This window comes from Nitrospiraceae bacterium, assembly GCA_020632595.1.
Lineage (GTDB): Bacteria > Nitrospirota > Nitrospiria > Nitrospirales > UBA8639 > Nitrospira_E.
Genome location: JACKFF010000010.1, coordinates 139737 through 159681, shown reverse-complemented (window position 1 = coordinate 159681; position 19945 = coordinate 139737). Strand labels below are relative to the sequence as shown.

The window sequence follows — 19945 nt, the reverse complement described above, 5'->3', positions numbered from 1 at the left end:
GCGTTTGGCGCAACTCGGCGATCACGTCTTTGGGTGGATGCTGATAATGGACACCATGGGCGCCAAATAGGACGACACTATATCCTTCTTGCCGATGGGATTCATCGAATTGCCATTGTTCTTCGGCATACAGCCGAACGAGCGACTCAATCCAACCGGTCCCGTACAAATCCGGCCATTGGTCTGCGAATCGTAAATGCACCTCGATGATTTTGCCGCCGATCGTCTCAAAGTTAATCATGCCGGTGTATCCGGCAAGATGCCGGTGCAGCCAGTCGCCACAGTAGGCTTCGATGGTTGGAAATGGCGTTGCCAACACCGTCCAATAATCGAACATTCCTCCTTCCAGCGGTTTGCCGGTGGCATGTCGCCACCAGTATGGTTCGCCCTTCACCACGGCGACGTCGCTGGACACATGATCCCCTTGGAGTAACGGCATCCACATGTGTCCCGGTCGTTCCAAATGTTTGTATTCTTTTAACGAACGCAACACACGGCTTCCGGCACCCATGCCCCGCATGTTGTAAATCGGTTTTGAGAAAACCGGAAAGAAGGATGGATCCAACCCGTGCGGAGCACACGGCAGGTTCTGGCTCTCGGCAATCATCAGTTTGTTATAAATCCACTTGTATTGTGGATACCACGCCCAGGCATCGCCGTCTTCGGTAGGGATGTTGACTTCCGGCGGGCATGGAATGCCCTCGAAATACTGCATCCTCCAGGGATCAGCTTCACAAATCGGCATGTTCGCTTCGTCCCTCCCGTGTCATGCATCACGTGAGTTGAAGTCTTACCATACTTATATAGGTGCGGTCATGCAATGCGATTGTTGTCTGTAGAAATATTCGGCAGGTTTTGCTTTTATTAAAAGTATGGGTTTTTGTATACACTCTGTGAACAGAGTACCACCATCATTCAATGGTCCGAATGACTCTTCTTGAAAGGAGAAGCTGATGGACACCTTCCAGGTGAACACACACACACTCAAGGATATTGTGGATCTCACCCCGAAACTGAATCGTATAATTAAAAAGAGGGATTTTCAAAATGGCTTGTGCCACGTCTTTTTGATACATACCACGGCCGCGCTCACGACAGGTGAAATAGGAGAGGGCACGGAGGAAGATTTCCTCGAAGTCGCTGAAAAAATTATTCCACGGATCAACTTTCGTCATGCCCATGATCCCTCCCATGCGTGGTCTCATATGGCAGCCTCCCTGATCGGAGCGTCGCTAACCCTGCCCGTAATGGACGGTGAGTTGCGTTTAGGTACCTGGCAATCGGTCTTATTAATTGAACTGGATGGACCCCGTGAACGTCAGCTCGTGGTGGGCTTAGCTCCTACAGCGTGAAGCCAATGACATTGAGGATTTCAGATTGAGAGGAAAGTAAAATTGCCTTAATGCGTGAGCATGGTTGCCCAGGGTACAATCGTGTGTCACCGGATTCCTAACATCCAGGATCTGTCCTGGAAGTTTTTCAAGTCCTCCACTGCTTGAATTCCAACACGCATTGCATCATGAAGCAGATCACGCAGTTCCGTAGTCAATTCCAGCAAGGTAGGCCTGTCAATGTCCTTTGAGCCTGTCGTTATGTTGTCCCTCATCTCCTCAAGGGCATGGATATCCTCAATAATGGATTTTGCTTTGGTGTAAAAATCTGCAACGGCAGCACTCCGATCTGTCAGCAAACCGATTTTATTCGCTAAGCTGTTAAACACCGGGAAATAATTTTCGGAAATTCTTGGTGAAAAAATATCGTTGGCGGTCAGCTGATGGGCCGGGTCGGAAAGTTTCTGTATGATTTTTTCAAGGTGTTGCAGGTACCGTCGTTTTAAGACAATTTCAATGATGGCGGTAATCTCTCCCTGTATGGCAAGGGCGATGCCTTTGCCTTCTTTGAAGGTGGCGTATCGCCTGACGGCTGCATTGATGACGCCCCCAAGCAGCGCTCCGAGGAGAAGCAAGGTAACAGCATTGTCTCTCATGTAGTCCTTTTTTCAAACGGAGGAGAGTTCTCCCGGAGGTTTTTCCTCTCAGGCCTTCTTAAATTAGAACTTTACGGGGATTTTTGCAAGACCCTGCCGGGCATGGGCAGATGCCTCGCTTCCTTTTCCACCTTCCCAGATCCACAACTGATCTTATTTCCTCTATTGTGGAAGAACTCGCTGTTGACCTTTTCGCCTGGGCACAGATCATTTGCTCTTTGTTCAGGATGACGATCCCATTGTGACGGATTTTGCCACTTGACCAGGAATCTCCCCGCGTTGATTGGAAACCATTTGATGAAAGAGGTGAGTGAGGAAAGACAGGATGTCGTGTATCGAGAGATGATGCTGTCATCAATGTCCGTAGGGCAGGAACGGAACTGAAATCAGACCGATGATCCCGTATTGTCCGGAGGAATGGATGGTCTATAATACAGCCGGAAAATCCGAGATCCGCACCTGAGGCGGATCTATCTTTTCCTTTTTGAGCGCCAAAGAAATACACGGAGGTCTGCGGGACAAGCATGATAATTCGCGAGTTAATATCGACGGATGTGACGGCCTATCAAGCCCTCATGCTTTGCGGTCTCCAAGCACATCCTGAATCGTTTCGCATCAGTGCCAAAGATGCCGGAGAACCTATGGTTCCGTTTGCGTCGAACCGTGGGGATTCCTTTACGCTGGGAGCCTGGTTACATGAAGGACAATTGGCTGGAGTGGTGAGTTTTGCGCGAGAGACGCAGGAAAAGCTGAGACATAAAGGATTGTTGTATCGAATGTATGTGCATGCGGAGTGCTCCGGGAGAGGAATTGGCAGACAACTTGTCCAGGAAGTGGTGAGGCGTGCCAGAGGCATCGAAGGTCTGGAGAACATCAACTTGACGGTGGTTTCGCTCAACTTACGAGCGAAGCGCCTCTATGCATCAGAAGGCTTCACATCATTCGCACGCGAAGAACGCGGACTAAAAATGGGTGATTCTTACTTAGACGAAGAACAAATGGCCTTGCGCCTGTTCAAGCCTTGAGCCTTACCCGCCACTCAAACCGATCGGGTCAATAAAGGCATGCCCCTGAACTTGGCATGAAGCCAGCATTCTGACGAGAGAAAGAAACCATGGAACACCACGACACGATCATTTCCCAGTTTACATTGCAGGCCGTGCCTTTCGCGGAGCTTCCCGGGCATTCCGCATCGATGGATATGCTGGTGCAATTCAGTGGGGTGGGTGCCAGGGATACGGTTCTTGATGTTGCCTGTGGTCCCGGCATTGTGGCGTGCGAATTGGCAAAGCATGCGGCTCATGTGACAGGTCTCGATCTCACTCCTACCATGATTGAGGAAGCGGGGAAACGCCAGCAGGAACAGAATCTCACCAATGTGTCCTGGCACATTGGTGACGTATTGTCACTCCCGTTTCCTAGTGCCCATTTTTCATGTGTGGTGACGCGCTATAGCTTCCATCACTTCCTTGACCCCATGGCCGTCTTGTTGGAAATGGTTCGGGTTTGCAAGCCCCACGGGAGAGTCATGGTGGTGGACGCGGTCCTTCCATCAGAAAAAACCGAGGCGTACAATCGGATGGAGCAACTCCGGGACCCCTCCCATACCAAAGCTCTCAGTTTTGCCGAAATGGCGACAGCTATTGAGACGTCGGGCCTGACTAATATCAAAACGGGACGCTATAAGGTCGAAATGGAGCTGGAACGTCAGCTGGCTGCTTCCTTCCCTCACCCTGGGGACAAAGACAAGCTTCGCCGGATGTTTGAGTCTGACATTGGAAAAGATGCCATGGGTGTTGGTGTGCATCGCATGGGTAGTGAGATTCATTTCGCTTACCCGATTCTTATCACGGTTGGACAAAAGGTTGCTTGAGTAGGTTTCCTGAGAGAAATAAGGAGGGGAATCATCCATGATTCATCACTTTCCATGAGTGATCTCTGAAAGGTGGCTTTTCAGGAAATCGTATGGTTAATCGGGCAAGACGGATCTGTGCGGGATCCCCTCGTTCTATAACGGGAAGGGATGGGGAAACCCATAGTCTCAATCATTGTTCCCTGCGTTTACCCACACAAAATCCTGAAGAATTGGAAACGTCAAACACGTATCAACCTTTGAGCCGCCATTGTTGCCTGTCACGTGGTTACTCGTGATGTCAGAATAGGATGCCGTTTCAGCGGGCAATCCCTGTCAGCTTTTCTGTCAAATTTAACCTGCCGCATGCAGTCTGTTATCTAACTTTTTTTAAGCAATGAGTGTGTCCTGTTAAGCCCGGTGATGCCGGTTAGGTGAGACGTTCAGCTAATCCCGGTTGGGAAGACCGTAGAGATGATGCGGCCGATGAGTAAGGGACAGACGAATCCTCTGATGAAAATTGAAAAGTATCCATTTCAATCAATAGAGAAAATATCCTAATAATAGGAAAGCTGAGCCCGGGTCTAAGACGGTTATCCGTTATGGATTGAGAATTTGAGATTCCTTGTCCATAGAAGGGATGACATATCCTCTGACCGTGGGGCCATCATCTGCAACCGAAGCATGATTTGCCTTGTTGGGTAAAGGCGACTGGGCTTAGATATGTCAAAGATGAGAACCGGCCTGGTGTGCAACCGGGAAAGTAAGGGATTTCATGATGTCCGATATGATGGCAAAGAAAACCGGGCATTACATCTATGAGGGCGAAGTCAAGCTCTGGCATTTCGGCCTGACTGACGGGAGATTTCCCCATGATAGGAGTGGTGATTTTGATGTTGATGGCACGCTTATGGATACGAATTATTTGCATGTGGAGGCATGGGCCCGTGCTTTTTCGGTAGTCAAACATCCAGTCCCGCGTGCGGCAATCCATCGTCAGATTGGGAAGGGATCGGGCCTGATGCTGGATGCCCTTCTTACGGATCAGGCCTTGCACGGACGGGCCAATGAGTTACACAGCCAATTTTTTGCCGAGATGAAAGATCATACGTATCCATTGCCTGGCGCCAAAGAAATCATTGCAAGCCTTTCATCGCAAGGCATCGCCATCTGGCTGGCGACGAGTGCGAAGTCTGAAGAATTGGAACATCATGTTCACGCACTTGAGGCGAAAGATAAGCTGGCCGGGCTGGTGTCGTCGGCGGATGTAGCCAGTGCGAAACCCGCACCGGATATCTTTCAACTTACTCTGGAGCGAGCTGGCTGTTCTCCGCAGGAAAGTATTGTGGTCGGTGACACGATTTGGGATATTCAATCTGCTCAAGGTTGTGGGCTTCAGACGATTGCGGTCAAAACAGGAGGAGCCTTCAGTCGAGAGGAGCTCTATGCGGCTGGAGCGGTGGCGGTCTATAAGGATTGTGCAGAACTTCTGGCATCCGGGTTTCCTGCTACATTTGAGGTGAGATAGAAGTTGGCGGCTTTCTGCGATAGGTGATTATCTGCACCCGGAATCCAGGCGAGATCCCATCTTGGGTCATTCTCCTCACGTGGGAGCAGGACACATGACTCGTCAGTGAGTGAAAGAACAGGTCCACACAGTCCGGGGGAAATGGTTGACGTCAGGTGTCTCCACGTCGGGTTACCACCCGGTAGAGCCAGAGAAACAGGATGGCCCCGATAACGGCCATGACAAACCCGACGGGATCATCCTGGCCATACATGCCGATCATTCGCCCGAGCATTCCACCGAAGAGCGCCCCAATGATCCCGATAGCGACAGTAGCGAGAAACCCTCCCGGATCTTTGCCGGGCATGAGGATTTTTCCAACGACTCCCACAATTAATCCGAAGACGATCCAACCGATGACACTCATACGTCAACCCTCCTATTTCATGATGGGGTTGCCCGGCTCTTTTGGGTGTCCCGATTCTGCTTTTACCAAAAGCCCGGCCTGAGCCTGATAGTTCTCACGGTAAATTTGAAAGACCGCCACGGCGATCCCAAGCAGAATCGGGCCAAGAAACAATCCGATGAACCCGAAGTAGGCGAGCCCCCCTAACGAGGCGAAGAAGAGAAACAGGACCGGCAAGTCCGCTTTCGATCCGACGAGAAACGGTTTCAATAAATTATCCATGAGCCCGACTAACCCGATCCCGATGCCGATCATGACGATGCCTTTCCAAATGGGGCCGGTCCAGACAAGATATGCGGCGACCGGGCCCCAGACTAATGCCGTGCCGCCGATCGGCACTAGAGAAAGAAGGGCGCTCAGGGCTCCCAGAAAAACGGAAAACGGGACGCCCAACGCCCAGTAGGCAAGCCCTGCGGTGAAACCCTGTGCCAGGGCCGTGAGCAGGGTGCCCTGAACGACAGCCCCCATCACATTGTCAAGGCGATCCATGATCACCGCTTTATAGCTTTCTTCGATAGGGAGCGCCTCATAAAAGGCACGATAGAGTTTGTGTCCGTCGCGAAACAGGAAGAACAGGGTAAACAGGATTACAAAAAAATCCATCACGAGATCAATGGCGTTTGTGGCCAACCCACCGACACCGGATAGCAGAACTCCGCTGACGGCTTTCCCGCCTTCAACAAGGTTCGGCTGAAGGTCTGCGTAAGCCAGAACAAGTCGGCCCAACAATTCTTGAGACACGTTTCCGATCAGAGGCAGTCTGGCGACGAGATCGGGCAGTCGTTGCAGTCCACCCTCTTGCACCCAATTCATGGCGAGCTGATAGGCATTAAGGGTCTCTGTCACCACCAGAAAGACCAGATACGCCACGGGCAAGACGGCAAGCAACATGACACTCAGAGTGCTGAGAGCCGCGGAAGCTGTTGTTCTGTCACCCAGTTTATGGGTTAGCCACTGATAGAGAGGATAGAAGAGACGAACCAAAATCATGGCCCATAAAATGGGTGTCATGAAGGGGGCAAAAATTAGAGCCAACACGTACAGCAGGAGGGAACACAACAAAAGGAATGCCGCTGAGAGAACTTGTGGAGACATTTATGGTGTCACCCCTAAGGTTTGGTGGATGGACACACCAAAGGATACCCGACTTGTCGCGGAGACGGAAACAGGATCATCATGACGATCATCTGCATGATACATTTTTGCAGTGTAACATGATTCACGCTCTGTCTAGTATTCGCATCTTAGGAATCTTTATGGTCTGGAATGTTGCCACGCATACCGCACTCAAATGTGTGATAAGAAACCGCGCCTGTCACTTATTATGGACAAATCACCCGGTGGAACTTCTCTAGAATCCATCTCCCTACTTCGGGAACCCCATCCTATTCAGAGAGCAATTGTGACGGATGTTTTCAGATGGTAAGACCTGAATTTGTCTGTTGAAAAATTTATAGCTATTCGTGAACTATAAAAAATGATAATCTCAACAAGCCTTGAATCATGTGTCATTTCGCCTACGGCCATTCTTCTGAGATTATTCTGAGCTGCATGTGTGTTCCCTTTCTCCAGTTGACCAATCTATCGCATACTGAAGTGGTGTTCTCTTATATGGCAATGCCGAATTCCTCTCTCAAGAGGAGCGCTGCGTTTTCTCGCGGCTGGATAAATTCTGGCCTCGCTTGAGGCGGTGATGAGACTTTTTCGAGAGAGGTCCAGCACGCTGTTATTCGGTTTCCGGGAGCAGTCAATGATAAGAACAAGGATCGGGTGAATAGTATGCACTTCAGATTTTATTCGATAATCATCGTATTCCTCATCCTTGGCGCATGGAGTGTGCGGTTTGAACCCGTGTGGTCCCAGGAGCCTGTGGGTAAGCTGGAGGCTCCCACAGATTCACGCGCCACCAATATACCACAGGAAATTGCGGTTGGAGCAGACAAGGTTGAAGATCGGCTTATCAAGCAACGTCTTGCAGATGTATTTAAGAACTTACCTGCCCTTGCCGGTGTCGTTATCAACGTAAATGCGGGTGTGGTTCGACTAACCGGACAGACTTACACAAAGGAAGCTCACGAACAGGCTCTTGAACTGGCCGGACGCGTGGATGGTGTGGTCAGCGTGACAGATGAAATCACGCAGAAACGGGAAGTCCGTGAACGGTTGACCGTTGTGCAGGAAAAAATGGTTGATCAACTCAATAATTTCATCTCCTATCTGCCACTTCTGATCATCGGCCTCACGGTATTTCTTGTGTTCTGGTTCCTCGCATCCTTTATGACCAAATGGGATAACCTGTATGAAAAAATTACTCCACATGCGTTTTTACAATCATTAGCCAAACAAATCGTCAAAGGGACGGTCATCTTTATTGGCTTTGTCGTCATGCTCGAAATCCTTGACGCCACGGCTCTTTTGGGAACTCTCGTGGGTGTAGCCGGGGTCATGGGCCTGGCCATAGGTTTTGCCCTCCGGGACACGGTGGAAAACTACATTGCCAGTATTCTGCTGAGTATCAGACAACCGTTTCGGCCACTGGACCAAATTGTTCTGGAGAATTACGAAGGGTTGGTGATGAAGTTAACGTCCCGGGAGACCATTCTCATGACCTTAGACGGAAATCATGTTCGCATTCCGAATGCGACCGTCTACAAGGGTATTATTCTCAACTATTCCCGAAATCCAAAACGTCGTTTCTCCTTTGAGGTCGGTATTGATACCGCTGTCGACATCCAATCTGCCTTGAAACTGGCTCTCACCACCTTGGAACACACCCCAGGGGTGATTGCTGATCCCCCGGTACGGTGCTCGGTAGAAAAACTAGGCGATTCGAACGTGGTTCTAAAAATGTTCGCCTGGACGACCCAGGATCAATATGATTTCGGAAAGGTCAGAAGTGAAGCCATTCGAGCGGTGAAAGAGGCTTTTGACCTGGCCAATTATGAAATGCCCGAACCCATCTATCGGTTGAAGATGCAAGGGACTCCCCCTGTCGATGCACAGGCTGTTGTTGAACAGACCGATCATAAAAGGGATGCTCCGGCACCCGCTGTGCTAGTAAGTTCTCAGGCTGATGTCACTAAAGATAATCATATTGTTGAGCAAATTTCGCATGATCGAGCAGAGAATCAGGAAAAGGATTTACTGAAGTGAGAGCTTTGATTTTCGAAGGATATTTCCCTTCTCACCCTGGCGGGAGAACTTCCTATACCGCCCCCGTTCCTCCATTCCGTAGCCCCTGAAACACAAGAGGAAAAGAGATGAAAAGCAATCGACAACCAGAGGTAGTAGTCATCACAGGAGCTTCTGCAGGTATCGGTCGAGCCACCGTACGGGCTTATGCTCGACGGGGGGCATCTCTCGGTTTGCTGGCCCGTGGCCAGGAGGGTTTGGAAGGAGCCCGCCGGGAGGTTGAAAAGCTTGGAGGGAAAGCTGTCGTGATTCCGACAGATGTTGCCGATCCCGATCAGGTTGAAAAAGCCGCTGTCCAGGTTGAGGAGACCTTTGGCCCGATCGATATTTGGATCAATAATGCCATGGTTTCCGTACTGTCGCCCGTAAAAGATATGACGGCTGCGGAATTCCAGCGTGTGACTAACGTCACTTATCTCGGATATGTCTATGGAACCCTTTCAGCACTCCGTCGGATGCTTCCCCGGGATCGGGGTGTCATTATTCAAGTCGGCAGCGCGTTGGCGTATCGTGCGATTCCACTTCAATCGGCCTACTGTGGTGCCAAACATGCTATCAAAGGATTCACGGAGTCGCTCCGATCGGAGCTGATTCACGAGGGAAGCCGGGTCCGCCTTTCCATGGTGCATTTGCCGGGAGTCAATACGACTCAATTTGGATGGATTAAAAACCGCCTTCCCTATGAGCCACAGCCGGTCCCGCCCATCTATCAGCCGGAGGTGATGGCACGGGCTATCGTCTGGTCGGCTGATCACGATCGTCGAGAGTTGTGGGTTGGAATGCCGACAGTTAAAACCATCATCGGGGAAAAATTTATTCCGGGGTTATTGGACCATTATCTCGCCGAAGTAGCCTATACAGGCCAACAGACAAATATCCCCGTCAATCCTGATCGCGCTGATAATTTATTCAGGCCTGTCCCGCAGGACAGAGGGGCACATGGTACTTTTGATGACCAGGCCCGGTCATCCAGTTTTCAACTATGGGCTTCCATGAACCGGGGGTGGTTGGCGGTGGCGGGCGTCGGGTGTCTTCTTGCGCTAGGTTGGGCCCGCAAGTGGTCACAGGTAAATCAGTAGAGAATGAAGGAAACCTCAATGAAATCCATTCTCCGATCGAGAAGCTGATCTGCTTGATGCAAGATCAGCCTCTCGACCTGGAGGCCCATCCCTGGGCATTTGAACATGGTAAATGTTAGCCTGCCGTGGCCTGCTTTTTTGCCTCCTGAAATTCTTTTCCCATTTTTTGAATTTCTTCCTTCTCCAGGATCTCCTTGGCCTTTTTGAAAATTTCGCCTTCTTCTTCCTTCACATGGTGCAGGACACTTTTTTGAGCTCGGCAAGTTTTGAACTCCATTCCTCGGATTCTGCGCCCATCGCCTCAAGGTCTTCCAGAAGGTTTTCGACTTCGGCATGCTCTTCCGTGGCTTCATTAATCAGGTCTACCATCTCTGCATTTTCTCTGAGGGCAGGATAGAAGACGGCCTCCTCCCCATGGGAGTGAGCTTCAAGGTCATCTTTTAACTGAGAGAATAATTTCTCCCGGCTTTTCATTGCACGTGGCCCGGTGGTTTCCAATTTTTTAAATAAGTCCTTTACCGTTTGGTGATCTTTTTTTAAAATTTGAAAAATGTCCATTCCCTGGTTCCTTTCCGGTCAATGACCGATGGTTACTCACTGAAAAAATAGAAACTTCGATTCCCTGCTCGAAGAATAATCTTGTACCTTTCCACACGTGAACTGGTAAGAACCCTGGGACCGACAGGGAAATGCGAATTGAAAAGCAAGAAACGGAGTGTGCTCGGCCCCCGACTTTTGTATAAGAATATCGATATTCGGAAATGTGGAATGTCAGGATGGGAGATTTCTTGGTAAATTATCCTTTCAATTTTCGCCGTCTGTAACAGGTAGTAGTTATGAGAAACACAGCGAGCCGGGGGAAATGTTCCGTTGCAACGCACCATGATCCCCGTTGGACAACCGTGGTTTCCCGTGATTCAACAGCTGACGGTACATTTTATTATTCCGTCAACACCACCGGAGTATACTGCCGCCCGTCCTGCGCATCCCGCTTGCCCCGGCCTGAACATGTCCGGTTCCATGCTTCATGCGATGATGCCGAGAAGGCTGGCTTTCGTCCCTGCAAGCGGTGCACGCCAAACCAGCCCAGATTGCAGGAACGATATGCGGAGAAAGTCGCAGCAGCTTGCCGGTTCATCGAGGACTCGGACCATGCGCCAGGCCTCAAAGAGTTATCACATCATGCCGGAATAAGCCGGTATCACTTTCATCGGGTGTTCAAAGCGGTCACGGGATTGACTCCCAAAGGCTACACGGCGGCACATCTGGCAAAACGGGTGAGGTCGCACCTCAATCATACAGGCACCGTGACGGAGGCTATTTACGAAGCCGGGTTCAATTCCAACGGAAGGTTTTATGAAATTTCCGATGCTGCTTTGGGTATGACACCTTCCTCATATCGTGCCGGTGGTTCCGGGATAGACATCCGATTTGCCGTGGGGGAATGTTTTCTCGGGTCAATCCTCGTTGCCATGAGTGAGCGAGGCGTGTGTGCGATCCTTCTTGGGGATAACCCGGAGCAACTGACGCGCGATTTGCAGAAGCAATTCTCTCAGGCTCATCTCATCGGGGGTGATGGTGACTTCGAACACCTGGTTGCCACAGTGATCGGTTTTGTCGAAGCGCCGGGGCGGGGGTTGGATCTGCCGTTGGACGTGCAAGGTACGGCGTTTCAACAGCGGGTCTGGAAAGCCTTACAAAACATTCCCGCCGGCATGACGGTAAGCTATGCTGACATCGCGGCGAGCGTTGATGCACCGAAAGCGGTTCGGGCCATCGGCAGGGCCTGCGGCACCAATGCAATAGCTGTGGCGATTCCTTGTCATCGTGTGGTGCGCACGAATGGGGAACTGTCGGGCTATCGTTGGGGCATCGAACGAAAACGAGCGTTGCTTGAACGTGAGTCACACACATGAATGAGAGCGGGCAGTCAACACCTTCCGTCGCGTTGCCTGCGACTATACTGGAACGGGCCCACGCGATTGATTGGGGACAGGTCTCAGGCGATCTAGACGCTGAAGGAAGTGCCGTGACCGGGGGGCTCCTCACTTCGAAAGAATGTGAGACATTGGCCATGTTGTATTTCCGTCCTGAGATATTTCGTAGCCGCATCGTGATGAGTCGCCATAACTTTGGCCGTGGGGAATATCAATATTTTCGATATCCCCTCCCTGATCTCATCGAACAACTTCGACATGCGATATACCCCTATCTTGTGCCGGTTGCGAACCGGTGGAATGCGGCTATGGGTATTGAGATGCACTTTCCAAAGAAGCATGAAGATTTTTTGGCCCGCTGTCATCACGCCGGGCAGGATAAGCCAACCCCATTAATGCTCAAATATGAAACTGACGATTACAACTGCCTGTATCAGGACCTCTACGGCGAACACGTGTTTCCGCTCCAACTTGCCATTCTTTTATCTGACTCTTACAAAGATTTCACGGGTGGTGAATTTGTCATGACCGAGCAGCGGCCACGTATGCAATCCCGGCCGATTGTGGTCCCGATGCGACAAGGCGATGGCGTCATTTTCGCAGTTCATCATCGCCCTGTGCGAGGGGGAAGAGGCTGGTATCGTGTGAACCTCCGGCATGGGGTCAGCCGCGTTCGCTCAGGGCAGCGCTACACGGTCGGGATTATATTCCACGACGCCAAGTAAACCGGATGGAAAATCCCCTCCAAAACGGAATTCTCTGGCCGGAAAAAGGAATACTCTTGCCGGTTTAGCCACCCGCCATCGCTCCCACGATGAGGAACGGTTCTTCTCCAGTTGTGATCGCGTCGGGTAACAGGGCGTCTGCTGGTTCATGGGAGAGGTCCTGCCCGCAGGCAAAGAACCTGATGAACGGTCGTCGCTGTTGTGTCACCTGGTCACGAATTGTCCCCCGCAACATCGGGTAACGTGTTTCGAGCGCGTTGAGGATGGCGTGTGGGGTGACAGGACCCTCCATCTCCAGGTTCACCTCGCCGTCGATACGTGCCAGTGTTCGCAAATGAGCCGGAAGGACAATCCGAATCGTGCTCACGGTAACGCCTGGACTTCGACTGATAATACGGGTGGAAGATCGCGGACGATGGGCATCCAGCTGTCTCCCGAATCGGCCGAGGCATACACCTGTCCGCCGGTGGTACCGACATAGATCCCGCAGGGTTCGAGCGAGTCGACGGCCATTGCGTCGCGCAAGACATTGACGTAGCAGTCCTGTTGCGGTAATCCTTTTGTCAGGGCTTCCCATTCGTTTCCGCCTGTCCGACTGCGGTAGACGCGCAGTTTCCCCTCCGGCGGATAATGTTCGGAGTCGCTCTTAATCGGGACCACATAGATGGTCTCCGGCTCGTGGGCATGCACGGCGATGGGGAATCCGAAATCGGAGGGCAGGTCTCCACTAATTTCGTGCCACGACTCGCCCGCATCATCGCTACGCATGACATCCCAGTGCTTCTGCATGAACAGCACGTTCGGGCGCGACGAATGTTTAGCGATGCAGTGAACGCAATGGCCAACCTCGGCATGCGGGTCAGGAAGTTCCATCTGGGATTTCAGGCCGCGGTTGACCGGCCTCCACGTCTTGCCTCCGTCATCGGTTCGAAATGCGCCCGCTGCCGATATGGCGACGAATATCCTTTCCGGATTGTTTGGATCCAGTAGGATGGTATGCAGGCACATTCCCCCGGCGCCCGGTTGCCAAAGATGCCCTTTGGCCTCACGAAGGCCAGGAACCTCCTGCCACGACTTGCCGCCGTTGGTTGAGCGGAACAAGGCGGCGTCTTCCACGCCGGCGTATACCGTATCCGGATCGGTCAATGACGGTTCGAGATGCCAGACACGCTTGAATTCCCAGGGGTGCTGCGTGCCATCGTACCACTGATGGGTGGTGAGGGGTTTGCCCGTTTCCGGTGAACTATCATAAATAAAATTGTTGCTCATGCCGCCAGGCGGATCGTATGGTTCAGGAAGCTTCTCTCCGCCGGGAATTTTCCACGTCTTGCCGCCATCATCGGATCGTTGGATGATCTGTCCGAACCAGCTGCTCGATTGCGATGCATACAACCGATTCGGATCGGCTGGAGATCCTTTCACGTGATACAGTTCCCATCCGCCAAAGTGGGGACCATGAACGTCCCACTGCTTGCGTGTGCCATCCGATGTCAGCACGAACGCACCTTTGCGTGTTCCAACAAGCACTCGTACTCCACTCATACCTCACTCCTTTCTGAAAATTAGGGCGATTATCGTTTAAAGTTTTTACGACTAATGCGATCGTATTTCATCGTTAATCGTGTTGACCGTTGTCGTCGAGTCGTGCTGACCTACTATTGTTCGTAAGCCTCCTGTAGGCGTTTGATGTCAAGTTTCTTCATGTGAAGAAGGGCCCTCATGACTCTCTCGGTTTTTTTAGAATCGTGGCTTTGCATCATTTCGTTCAGCACAGTGGGAACTATTTGCCATGACAGCCCATACTTGTCTTTCAGCCAACCGCATTGACTCTTTTCACCACCTTCTGAGAGTGATTCCCATAGCTCGTCGATCTCTTCCTGGGATTCGCAATTTATGATAAACGATACGGCTTCCGTAAATGTGAAATGCGGCCCGCCGTTTAACGCCATAAATTCCTGCCCGTCAAGTTCGAATGTCACGGTCATCACCGATCCCTTGGGTCTACCGGAAACCTTTGCGCCTTCCTCTCCATAATGGGTGATATTCCCTATCTTGGTATTCTTGAAAATCGACACATACAAATTCACTGCCTCTTCAGCCTGATTATCGAACCACAAACACGGGCTGATTTTCTGTATCATGTTTTGCGCCTTCCCTGAGTGTTAATATGATCTGTTTGTCAAATTCGCGACCTGCCGGGTGCCATTGTACTCTTAGCGGAATGTCCCTATTCCGTTGGCAAACCTCCGATCTCCAAAACCGGTCGGATTTCGACCGTGCCCACCCGGGCACCCGGGATTTGTGCGGCGATGTCCATTGCCTCATCCAGATCCTTGGCTTCGATAAGAAAATAGCCGCCCAGTTGTTCTCGTGTTTCAGCAAACGGACCATCGGTGATGAGCCGTTTGCCTTCTCGTATACGGATGCTGGTCGCCATAGTGACAGGATGCAGAGGAGCGGCCGCCAGATAATTCCCTTCAGCTTTAAGCCGGTGTGCAAGCTCCGTGGATTCTTTGTAACACTTTTCACGTCCGGCCTCGTCCCATGCCTGATCAGTTCCGTAAATCAACAGCATGTATTTCATATGAATTCCTCCTCTAGAACGAATGAATGCCAATGCTCAAATGAGCCCCAAACCTTGCTGGACAAAAGGGCGACCGATGCGACGGATAGCAACGGAAGGTTTTTTCGTCCCGCCATGTGTTCCGCTACTGCTTTCTGGTATAGGTGATCTCCATGATCCTCATTTCCTTGCCGCCGTGATGAGTCCCATACATATCAAACGTCTGAGTATTGTTGTCGACGATCTTCCAGACCGCTCGATGCGTCATCTGCCCTCCGCCCGGCTCAGGATGCGATCCATTCAGCGTAATGGTCTTGCCATCGTCGCTCGCCGTCCCTTCCATGATGAAAATCCCCGTCCCCATCGTATCCATCCAGGCCGTGACATATTTCTTGGTGATGTTGTCGTAGGCGTCGATTCCAATCCCGGAGAATGGTTGTCCCATCATTTGGCCAGTGTAGGCTTGGTAGAGATAGCGTCCGTCCAGCAACATTTTCATTTCTGCGGTGCCGGTCGATTCTGTGGGAGGTTTGCCTGGTTCCATCCATTCTTTGGATTTGGTCGTCCAGCTCCCGGCTAGGCTGGCAAACAACTTGTGCGGTTCGCCGGGAGCGGCCAGCTTCTTGTACATCTCCATCATGGCTTGTGGGTCCATCTGCTTTTCTTTGTCTTTGTCTGTGGCGAACACGGGAATGGCCGTCAGGACCATACAGAGACAGGTGAATGTGATATTCGTAAAACGCATAGATGCCTCCTTGTGATGAGATAAAAAACACAGTTGAGATCAGTATGCCATGCTGTAAATGATTGTCCCACAGGCTACATTCATGAAGACAATTTTTTGCGCAGGTGCTCCTCTTGCTTTCTCAGGTCAGGCGTGAACTCCGGTCCGAAGTCCTCCGCCTCGAAGAGTTGGCGAATCTCAATCTCGCCCTCTTTGTCATGACCGGCAGGATTCGGACAACGCTTGACCCATTCGATCGCTTCTTCTTTCGAATTCACCTGCCAGACCCAATAGCCGGCGATCAGTTCCTTGGTCTCGGCAAAGGGTCCGTCGATAACTGTGCGCTTGTTTCCTGAAAACTGCACGCGCGCCCCTTTTGAACTCGGGTGGAGGCCATCTCCCGCCAGCATGACGCCGGCGTTTATCAGTTCTTCGTTGAATTTTCCCATCTCAGTAAGAAGTTGCTCGCTTGGCATCACGCCGGTTTCCGAGTCTTTGGTGGCTTTGACCATAATCATGAATCGCATCACCCAATCTCCTTGGTTTTAGTTCATTGAACTGAATGAAAAAATAGCCCTATCCGGATTCACCTTAATTGTCGAACGGGGCTGCTAAAATCGACATGTGAAAATACTCTGTAGTCGCCGCTCTGCCACCATGTGTTTCTGATCTTAGAGCCACAAGGCAGAATGGACAGGATTGCAGCGGGTTCTTTCCTGATCATCAACATTTCTCAGTCGGCAGACCGGAGATCTCGATCAACGGTCGCACCTCGACAGTGCCAATGCGTGCTCCTGGAACCCGCAATGCGATACCGATCGCCTCGTCAAAACTCTTGGCATTGATCAAAAAGTACCCCGACAGTTGCTCGCGTGTTTCCACAAAAGGACCGTCAGTCACCAATGGCTTGCCTTCGCGCACACGAACGAGGACAGCCGTCGATGCCGGATGAAGCGGCGACGCACTTAGATACTGCCCCTTAGAGTGGAGCTGATGGGTGAGTTGCACGGATTCCTCAAGCATCTCCTTGCGGGTGGTCTCACTCATTGTGCTGAATGCGTTTTCGTCATGGTGCACCAACAATAAATATTTCATGTGAATGCCTCTATCAGGTGGTTATACTAGGAATGACCCTATCGACTTTCCCCGATCTCATCGCTCCTCTTAAAAACTTACTCATTCTGATAAGGTTCCCCTTCAGTCTCTTGCCGGGGCAGTTCCCTCACCGGCCGAACCTCAATACTCCCGAGGCGCACTGATGGAAATCTGGAAGCGATCTGGACAGCCTCATTGATGTCTCTGGCCTCGATCAGAAAGAATCCGCCGATCTGTTCCTTCGTTTCGGCGAAGGGACCATCGGTGAGGGACAGTCCGCCATTACGGACCCGCACGGTTACCGCTATCTGGATTGGCTCAAGGGGTGTTGCGACAATGAGGTGGCCGCTTCTCTTGAGTTTCTCGCAGTAGGTCAACGTTTCGTTCATGAGAGCATCGCCCTCGCTTTTGGGCATGCTGTCGAACTTCTTTTCTTCGTGGCAACAAAAGAGAAGATATTGCATCACTTCCGTCTCCGAATAGGTGGTTAATCGGTCGTGTTGCCAGTTAGTCGTTCAGGAGGATCAAATTCGACAACGGTCATCCTGAATTCTGGCGGCGCCATTGGCACTCTAGGAATAGAGAGCTTCGAAAAATTCTCAACAATATGTTGTGGGTGGCCATGGTCTGGTCACTTAAAGTCGGAAAAGCTCCTGGTTGTCACTATTGGTGCGGAGGGGGAGGGGGATTAATTGTCATCTTGTAACAGGGCCAGCCGTTGTTCAAGAAATCGCTGCTCGGGCTTCTGGTGAGTGAGGCCGAGAGCCTGTTTGTAGGCGGCCTTGGCTTCCGCAATTCGGCCTAATCGTCGGCAGAGCTCCGCCTTCGCCGAATGTGCCAGGTAATAATTCGTGAGATCCCCTCGTGCGAAGATTGCGTCGATGAGGGTAAGACCCGCTAGGGGACTGTCACGCGTGGCCACTGCGACGGCGCGATTCAGTTCCACCACAGGTGAAGGAGACGCCTGCATCAACAGGTCGTAGAGTGACACAATTTGAGCCCAGTCCGTGGCCGCGGGGTGTGTGGCCTGGGAATGTAACCCGGAAATCGCGGCCTGGATGGTGTAGGGGCCGATCTGGCGTGAAGCAAACGCCTGTTCTACCAGGGCTATCCCCTCTGCGATCTGATCCCGGTTCCACAGCGTACGATCCTGGTCCTCAAGCAGAATCAAGTCTCCCGTTCGCGAGATGCGTGCGGCGCGGCGGGAGTCATGGAGCAGCATTAATGCCAAGAGTCCTATTGCTTCCGCGTCCGGCAATAATTCCATCACTAATCGCCCCAGGCGAATAGCTTCAGCCGAGAGGTCATGACGTGTGAGAGATTCCCCCGAAGAGGCAGAGTATCCTTCGTTAAACACGAGGTAAATCACCCGCAGCACCGCATCCAGACGGTCGGGCAAGGTGGTCTCAGAAGGCACCTCATAGGGTATGCGTGCTTTCCGAATCTTTGTCTTGGCGCGAACGATCCGCTGAGCCACTGTGGGCGGGGATGTGAGAAAGGCTTTCGCGATTTCTTCGGTCGTCAGGCCACAAACCTCCCGGAGAGTCATCGCCACCTGCGCTTCCGGAGAAAGTGCGGGATGACAGCAGGTAAAGATCAGACGCAGCCGGTCGTCGTCGATACTTTCATCCGGATTTTCTTGAGCGTCATCAATGCCGGCTTCCAACTGCGTGGCGAGTTCTGGGAGAGAGGCGTCAAACCTGGTCCGTCGCCGCAGCCCATCGATCGCTTTGAAGCGTCCGGTCGACACGAGCCAGGCGCGAGGATTGGCCGGGATCCCATCCCTGGTCCATTGTTCGACGGCGACCGCAAATGCCTCGTGCAACGCTTCTTCAGCCGCATCAAAGTCGCCGAGCAGCCGGATCAAGGTCGCGAGAATCCGGCGTGATTCAGTGCGGTACACTTCTTCCACCACCTCCCGCACCTGTTTGGCCGGTTTTTTATTCATGGGGCTGTTGAATATTGTAAAAATTTTGCTTTTTCATTTGCTTCCGAGTCACCGAGGCTCACCAGAGAAAATGGTGGAGTGTTCAAAAAGGCCGGTCCAGTCCTATCCTGAGGCTTCTCGAAGGAAAGGCCGAAGCCGCTTGGACGAGCGGAGCGTACGGAGGAGTACGTGAGCACGGCCTAGGGGCGAGAACGCCGCTGGCGGCTTTTTTCAACACTCCCCTCATGATCGAGAAGGCCTCACGTTGAGAGGCACGGAAAGACCACTGAGGTAAGGCGCGCGTTCGGGGGAGTGATCGCCTCTGCGGAGGGATGATGAGAGAGGATATTGCTCGTTATTCGGCTTCAACCGTGACCTCTGTTGTCACCGAATTGGCAATAAAACATTCGCTGTGAGCGTGCTCATGGAGAGCGTGTATCTGTTCCTGAGTCGGAAGAGTCGGCCCACTGAATACTACTCGAGGATGTAAGATGACACGTGTCATAGCCAGTTTTTTGTTAAGATTTTTTTCCAACAATCCAACAGCATGATCACTATAGCGATCCACAACGAACCGTTTCTTGGCTGCCATCGCCAGGAAAGTCAGCATATGACAGCTCGACAAGGCCGCCACGAAAGCTTCCTCAGGATTCACATGAGCGGGATTCCCCCGATAGGCCGATGCGGCGGATGCGGGAACGTGAAAGCCACCTTCAAAGACCAACTCGTGGTCTCGATTATACGATTCGTACGAAAAGTTCTCTGATTCCCTCTTCCATTCCAGCGTGATCTTATGTTCAGTCATTGATTGACCCCTTTCGAAAACGTGACAATCTTTGCTTAATAAAGCGAAATTACCTGTGCGTGAACGATCGAAAACCCATCCGGGAA

At 51.7% G+C, this 19945-nt stretch carries 23 protein-coding genes; 8 read left to right on the top strand and 15 right to left on the bottom strand.

Annotated features, from left to right (window positions below; all coding sequences use genetic code 11):
* Positions 1 to 745, bottom strand: a 745-nt coding sequence (locus H6750_16560) for a hypothetical protein (protein MCB9775919.1), incomplete at its 3' end; no start/stop codon positions are given.
* A 208-nt stretch (positions 746 to 953) separates the two neighbouring features.
* On the opposite strand from H6750_16560, the gene H6750_16555 reads away from it, so the two are divergent.
* On the top strand, positions 954 to 1352 hold the full coding sequence (locus tag H6750_16555) for a YjbQ family protein (protein ID MCB9775918.1): 399 nt from the start codon (positions 954 to 956) through the stop codon (positions 1350 to 1352).
* An 86-nt stretch (positions 1353 to 1438) separates the two neighbouring features.
* Here the strand turns inward: H6750_16555 and H6750_16550 are convergent, their stop codons facing one another.
* Entirely contained in the window at positions 1439 to 1987 is a 549-nt protein-coding gene (locus H6750_16550; protein ID MCB9775917.1) for a hypothetical protein, read from the bottom strand.
* Between the two features lie 524 nt (positions 1988 to 2511).
* Here H6750_16550 and H6750_16545 point away from each other — a divergent pair.
* The 3 genes from H6750_16545 (at position 2512) to H6750_16535 (ending at position 5367) form a co-directional block, all read left to right on the top strand.
* Positions 2512 to 3012 carry a GNAT family N-acetyltransferase gene (locus H6750_16545; GenBank protein MCB9775916.1) on the top strand — a complete coding sequence of 167 codons (501 nt, stop codon included), beginning with the start codon at positions 2512 to 2514 and terminating at the stop codon, positions 3010 to 3012.
* An 89-nt stretch (positions 3013 to 3101) separates the two neighbouring features.
* On the top strand, positions 3102 to 3860 hold the full coding sequence (locus tag H6750_16540) for a methyltransferase domain-containing protein (protein ID MCB9775915.1): 759 nt from the start codon (positions 3102 to 3104) through the stop codon (positions 3858 to 3860).
* Positions 3861 to 4626: 766 nt separating this feature from the next.
* Positions 4627 to 5367 carry an HAD family hydrolase gene (locus tag H6750_16535; GenBank protein MCB9775914.1) on the top strand — a complete coding sequence of 247 codons (741 nt, stop codon included), beginning with the start codon at positions 4627 to 4629 and terminating at the stop codon, positions 5365 to 5367.
* 151 nt (positions 5368 to 5518) lie between these two features.
* Here H6750_16535 and H6750_16530 read toward each other — a convergent pair whose 3' ends face one another.
* Complete coding sequence (locus H6750_16530; GenBank protein MCB9775913.1) at positions 5519 to 5773, bottom strand: GlsB/YeaQ/YmgE family stress response membrane protein; 255 nt, start codon at positions 5771 to 5773, stop codon at positions 5519 to 5521.
* Positions 5774 to 5785: 12 nt separating this feature from the next.
* A complete protein-coding gene (locus H6750_16525) occupies positions 5786 to 6907 on the bottom strand; it encodes an AI-2E family transporter (protein MCB9775912.1) in 1122 nt (373 codons plus the stop codon).
* Between the two features lie 684 nt (positions 6908 to 7591).
* On the opposite strand from H6750_16525, the gene H6750_16520 reads away from it, so the two are divergent.
* Together H6750_16520 and H6750_16515 are read left to right on the top strand one after the other, a co-directional pair.
* Positions 7592 to 8965: a mechanosensitive ion channel gene (locus tag H6750_16520; protein MCB9775911.1), complete on the top strand. Its 1374-nt coding sequence runs from the start codon at positions 7592 to 7594 to the stop codon at positions 8963 to 8965.
* 107 nt (positions 8966 to 9072) lie between these two features.
* Positions 9073 to 10083 carry an SDR family oxidoreductase gene (locus tag H6750_16515; protein MCB9775910.1) on the top strand — a complete coding sequence of 337 codons (1011 nt, stop codon included), beginning with the start codon at positions 9073 to 9075 and terminating at the stop codon, positions 10081 to 10083.
* Between the two features lie 228 nt (positions 10084 to 10311).
* Here H6750_16515 and H6750_16510 read toward each other — a convergent pair whose 3' ends face one another.
* A complete protein-coding gene (locus tag H6750_16510; GenBank protein ID MCB9775909.1) occupies positions 10312 to 10641 on the bottom strand; it encodes a hemerythrin domain-containing protein in 330 nt (109 codons plus the stop codon).
* 278 nt (positions 10642 to 10919) lie between these two features.
* On the opposite strand from H6750_16510, the gene ada reads away from it, so the two are divergent.
* A complete protein-coding gene (ada, locus tag H6750_16505) occupies positions 10920 to 11999 on the top strand; it encodes a bifunctional DNA-binding transcriptional regulator/O6-methylguanine-DNA methyltransferase Ada (GenBank protein ID MCB9775908.1) in 1080 nt (359 codons plus the stop codon).
* Complete coding sequence (locus tag H6750_16500) at positions 11996 to 12745, top strand: 2OG-Fe(II) oxygenase (protein MCB9775907.1); 750 nt, start codon at positions 11996 to 11998, stop codon at positions 12743 to 12745. The genes ada and H6750_16500 overlap by 4 nt, the downstream gene beginning before the upstream one ends.
* Positions 12746 to 12809: 64 nt before the next feature.
* Here H6750_16500 and H6750_16495 read toward each other — a convergent pair whose 3' ends face one another.
* The 10 genes from H6750_16495 to H6750_16450 all read right to left on the bottom strand — a co-directional run bounded on the left by H6750_16495 (position 12810) and on the right by H6750_16450 (position 19859).
* On the bottom strand, positions 12810 to 13103 hold the full coding sequence (locus H6750_16495; GenBank protein MCB9775906.1) for a MoaD/ThiS family protein: 294 nt from the start codon (positions 13101 to 13103) through the stop codon (positions 12810 to 12812).
* Positions 13104 to 13108: 5 nt separating this feature from the next.
* Entirely contained in the window at positions 13109 to 14287 is a 1179-nt protein-coding gene (locus H6750_16490; protein ID MCB9775905.1) for an exo-alpha-sialidase, read from the bottom strand.
* Between the two features lie 113 nt (positions 14288 to 14400).
* The gene (locus H6750_16485) at positions 14401 to 14886 is read right to left on the bottom strand and encodes a VOC family protein (protein MCB9775904.1); all 486 of its coding nucleotides are present in this window, start codon (positions 14884 to 14886) and stop codon (positions 14401 to 14403) included.
* Between the two features lie 86 nt (positions 14887 to 14972).
* Positions 14973 to 15329: a YciI family protein gene (locus tag H6750_16480; protein MCB9775903.1), complete on the bottom strand. Its 357-nt coding sequence runs from the start codon at positions 15327 to 15329 to the stop codon at positions 14973 to 14975.
* Positions 15330 to 15453: 124 nt separating this feature from the next.
* On the bottom strand, positions 15454 to 16053 hold the full coding sequence (locus tag H6750_16475) for a DUF1579 domain-containing protein (protein MCB9775902.1): 600 nt from the start codon (positions 16051 to 16053) through the stop codon (positions 15454 to 15456).
* Positions 16054 to 16133: 80 nt separating this feature from the next.
* Entirely contained in the window at positions 16134 to 16559 is a 426-nt protein-coding gene (locus tag H6750_16470) for a YciI family protein (GenBank protein ID MCB9775901.1), read from the bottom strand.
* 196 nt (positions 16560 to 16755) lie between these two features.
* The gene (locus H6750_16465; protein ID MCB9775900.1) at positions 16756 to 17127 is read right to left on the bottom strand and encodes a YciI family protein; all 372 of its coding nucleotides are present in this window, start codon (positions 17125 to 17127) and stop codon (positions 16756 to 16758) included.
* A gap of 77 nt (positions 17128 to 17204) precedes the next feature.
* Entirely contained in the window at positions 17205 to 17591 is a 387-nt protein-coding gene (locus H6750_16460; GenBank protein ID MCB9775899.1) for a YciI family protein, read from the bottom strand.
* 224 nt (positions 17592 to 17815) lie between these two features.
* Positions 17816 to 19075: an RNA polymerase sigma factor gene (locus tag H6750_16455; GenBank protein MCB9775898.1), complete on the bottom strand. Its 1260-nt coding sequence runs from the start codon at positions 19073 to 19075 to the stop codon at positions 17816 to 17818.
* Between the two features lie 334 nt (positions 19076 to 19409).
* On the bottom strand, positions 19410 to 19859 hold the full coding sequence (locus H6750_16450; GenBank protein ID MCB9775897.1) for an OsmC family protein: 450 nt from the start codon (positions 19857 to 19859) through the stop codon (positions 19410 to 19412).
* Positions 19860 to 19945: the final 86 nt, after the last annotated feature.

Excerpts from the sequence above, each read along its gene's own strand:
- H6750_16485 (MCB9775904.1), bottom strand. The coding sequence starts at position 14,886 with ATGATACAGAAAATCAGCCCGTGTTTGTGGTTCGATAATCAGGCTGAA.
- H6750_16510 (MCB9775909.1), bottom strand. The coding sequence starts at position 10,641 with ATGGACATTTTTCAAATTTTAAAAAAAGATCACCAAACGGTAAAGGAC.
- H6750_16475 (MCB9775902.1), bottom strand. The coding sequence starts at position 16,053 with ATGCGTTTTACGAATATCACATTCACCTGTCTCTGTATGGTCCTGACG.
- H6750_16535 (MCB9775914.1), top strand. The coding sequence starts at position 4,627 with ATGATGGCAAAGAAAACCGGGCATTACATCTATGAGGGCGAAGTCAAG.
- H6750_16555 (MCB9775918.1), top strand. The coding sequence starts at position 954 with ATGGACACCTTCCAGGTGAACACACACACACTCAAGGATATTGTGGAT.
- H6750_16500 (MCB9775907.1), top strand. The coding sequence starts at position 11,996 with ATGAATGAGAGCGGGCAGTCAACACCTTCCGTCGCGTTGCCTGCGACT.
- H6750_16480 (MCB9775903.1), bottom strand. The coding sequence starts at position 15,329 with ATGAAATACATGCTGTTGATTTACGGAACTGATCAGGCATGGGACGAG.
- H6750_16465 (MCB9775900.1), bottom strand. The coding sequence starts at position 17,127 with ATGAAATATTTATTGTTGGTGCACCATGACGAAAACGCATTCAGCACA.
- H6750_16515 (MCB9775910.1), top strand. The coding sequence starts at position 9,073 with ATGAAAAGCAATCGACAACCAGAGGTAGTAGTCATCACAGGAGCTTCT.
- H6750_16540 (MCB9775915.1), top strand. The coding sequence starts at position 3,102 with ATGGAACACCACGACACGATCATTTCCCAGTTTACATTGCAGGCCGTG.
- H6750_16490 (MCB9775905.1), bottom strand. The coding sequence starts at position 14,287 with ATGAGTGGAGTACGAGTGCTTGTTGGAACACGCAAAGGTGCGTTCGTG.
- H6750_16525 (MCB9775912.1), bottom strand. The coding sequence starts at position 6,907 with ATGTCTCCACAAGTTCTCTCAGCGGCATTCCTTTTGTTGTGTTCCCTC.
- H6750_16545 (MCB9775916.1), top strand. The coding sequence starts at position 2,512 with ATGATAATTCGCGAGTTAATATCGACGGATGTGACGGCCTATCAAGCC.
- ada (MCB9775908.1), top strand. The coding sequence starts at position 10,920 with ATGAGAAACACAGCGAGCCGGGGGAAATGTTCCGTTGCAACGCACCAT.
- H6750_16460 (MCB9775899.1), bottom strand. The coding sequence starts at position 17,591 with ATGCAATATCTTCTCTTTTGTTGCCACGAAGAAAAGAAGTTCGACAGC.
- H6750_16455 (MCB9775898.1), bottom strand. The coding sequence starts at position 19,075 with ATGAATAAAAAACCGGCCAAACAGGTGCGGGAGGTGGTGGAAGAAGTG.
- H6750_16550 (MCB9775917.1), bottom strand. The coding sequence starts at position 1,987 with ATGAGAGACAATGCTGTTACCTTGCTTCTCCTCGGAGCGCTGCTTGGG.
- H6750_16470 (MCB9775901.1), bottom strand. The coding sequence starts at position 16,559 with ATGCGATTCATGATTATGGTCAAAGCCACCAAAGACTCGGAAACCGGC.
- H6750_16520 (MCB9775911.1), top strand. The coding sequence starts at position 7,592 with ATGCACTTCAGATTTTATTCGATAATCATCGTATTCCTCATCCTTGGC.
- H6750_16450 (MCB9775897.1), bottom strand. The coding sequence starts at position 19,859 with ATGACTGAACATAAGATCACGCTGGAATGGAAGAGGGAATCAGAGAAC.
- H6750_16530 (MCB9775913.1), bottom strand. The coding sequence starts at position 5,773 with ATGAGTGTCATCGGTTGGATCGTCTTCGGATTAATTGTGGGAGTCGTT.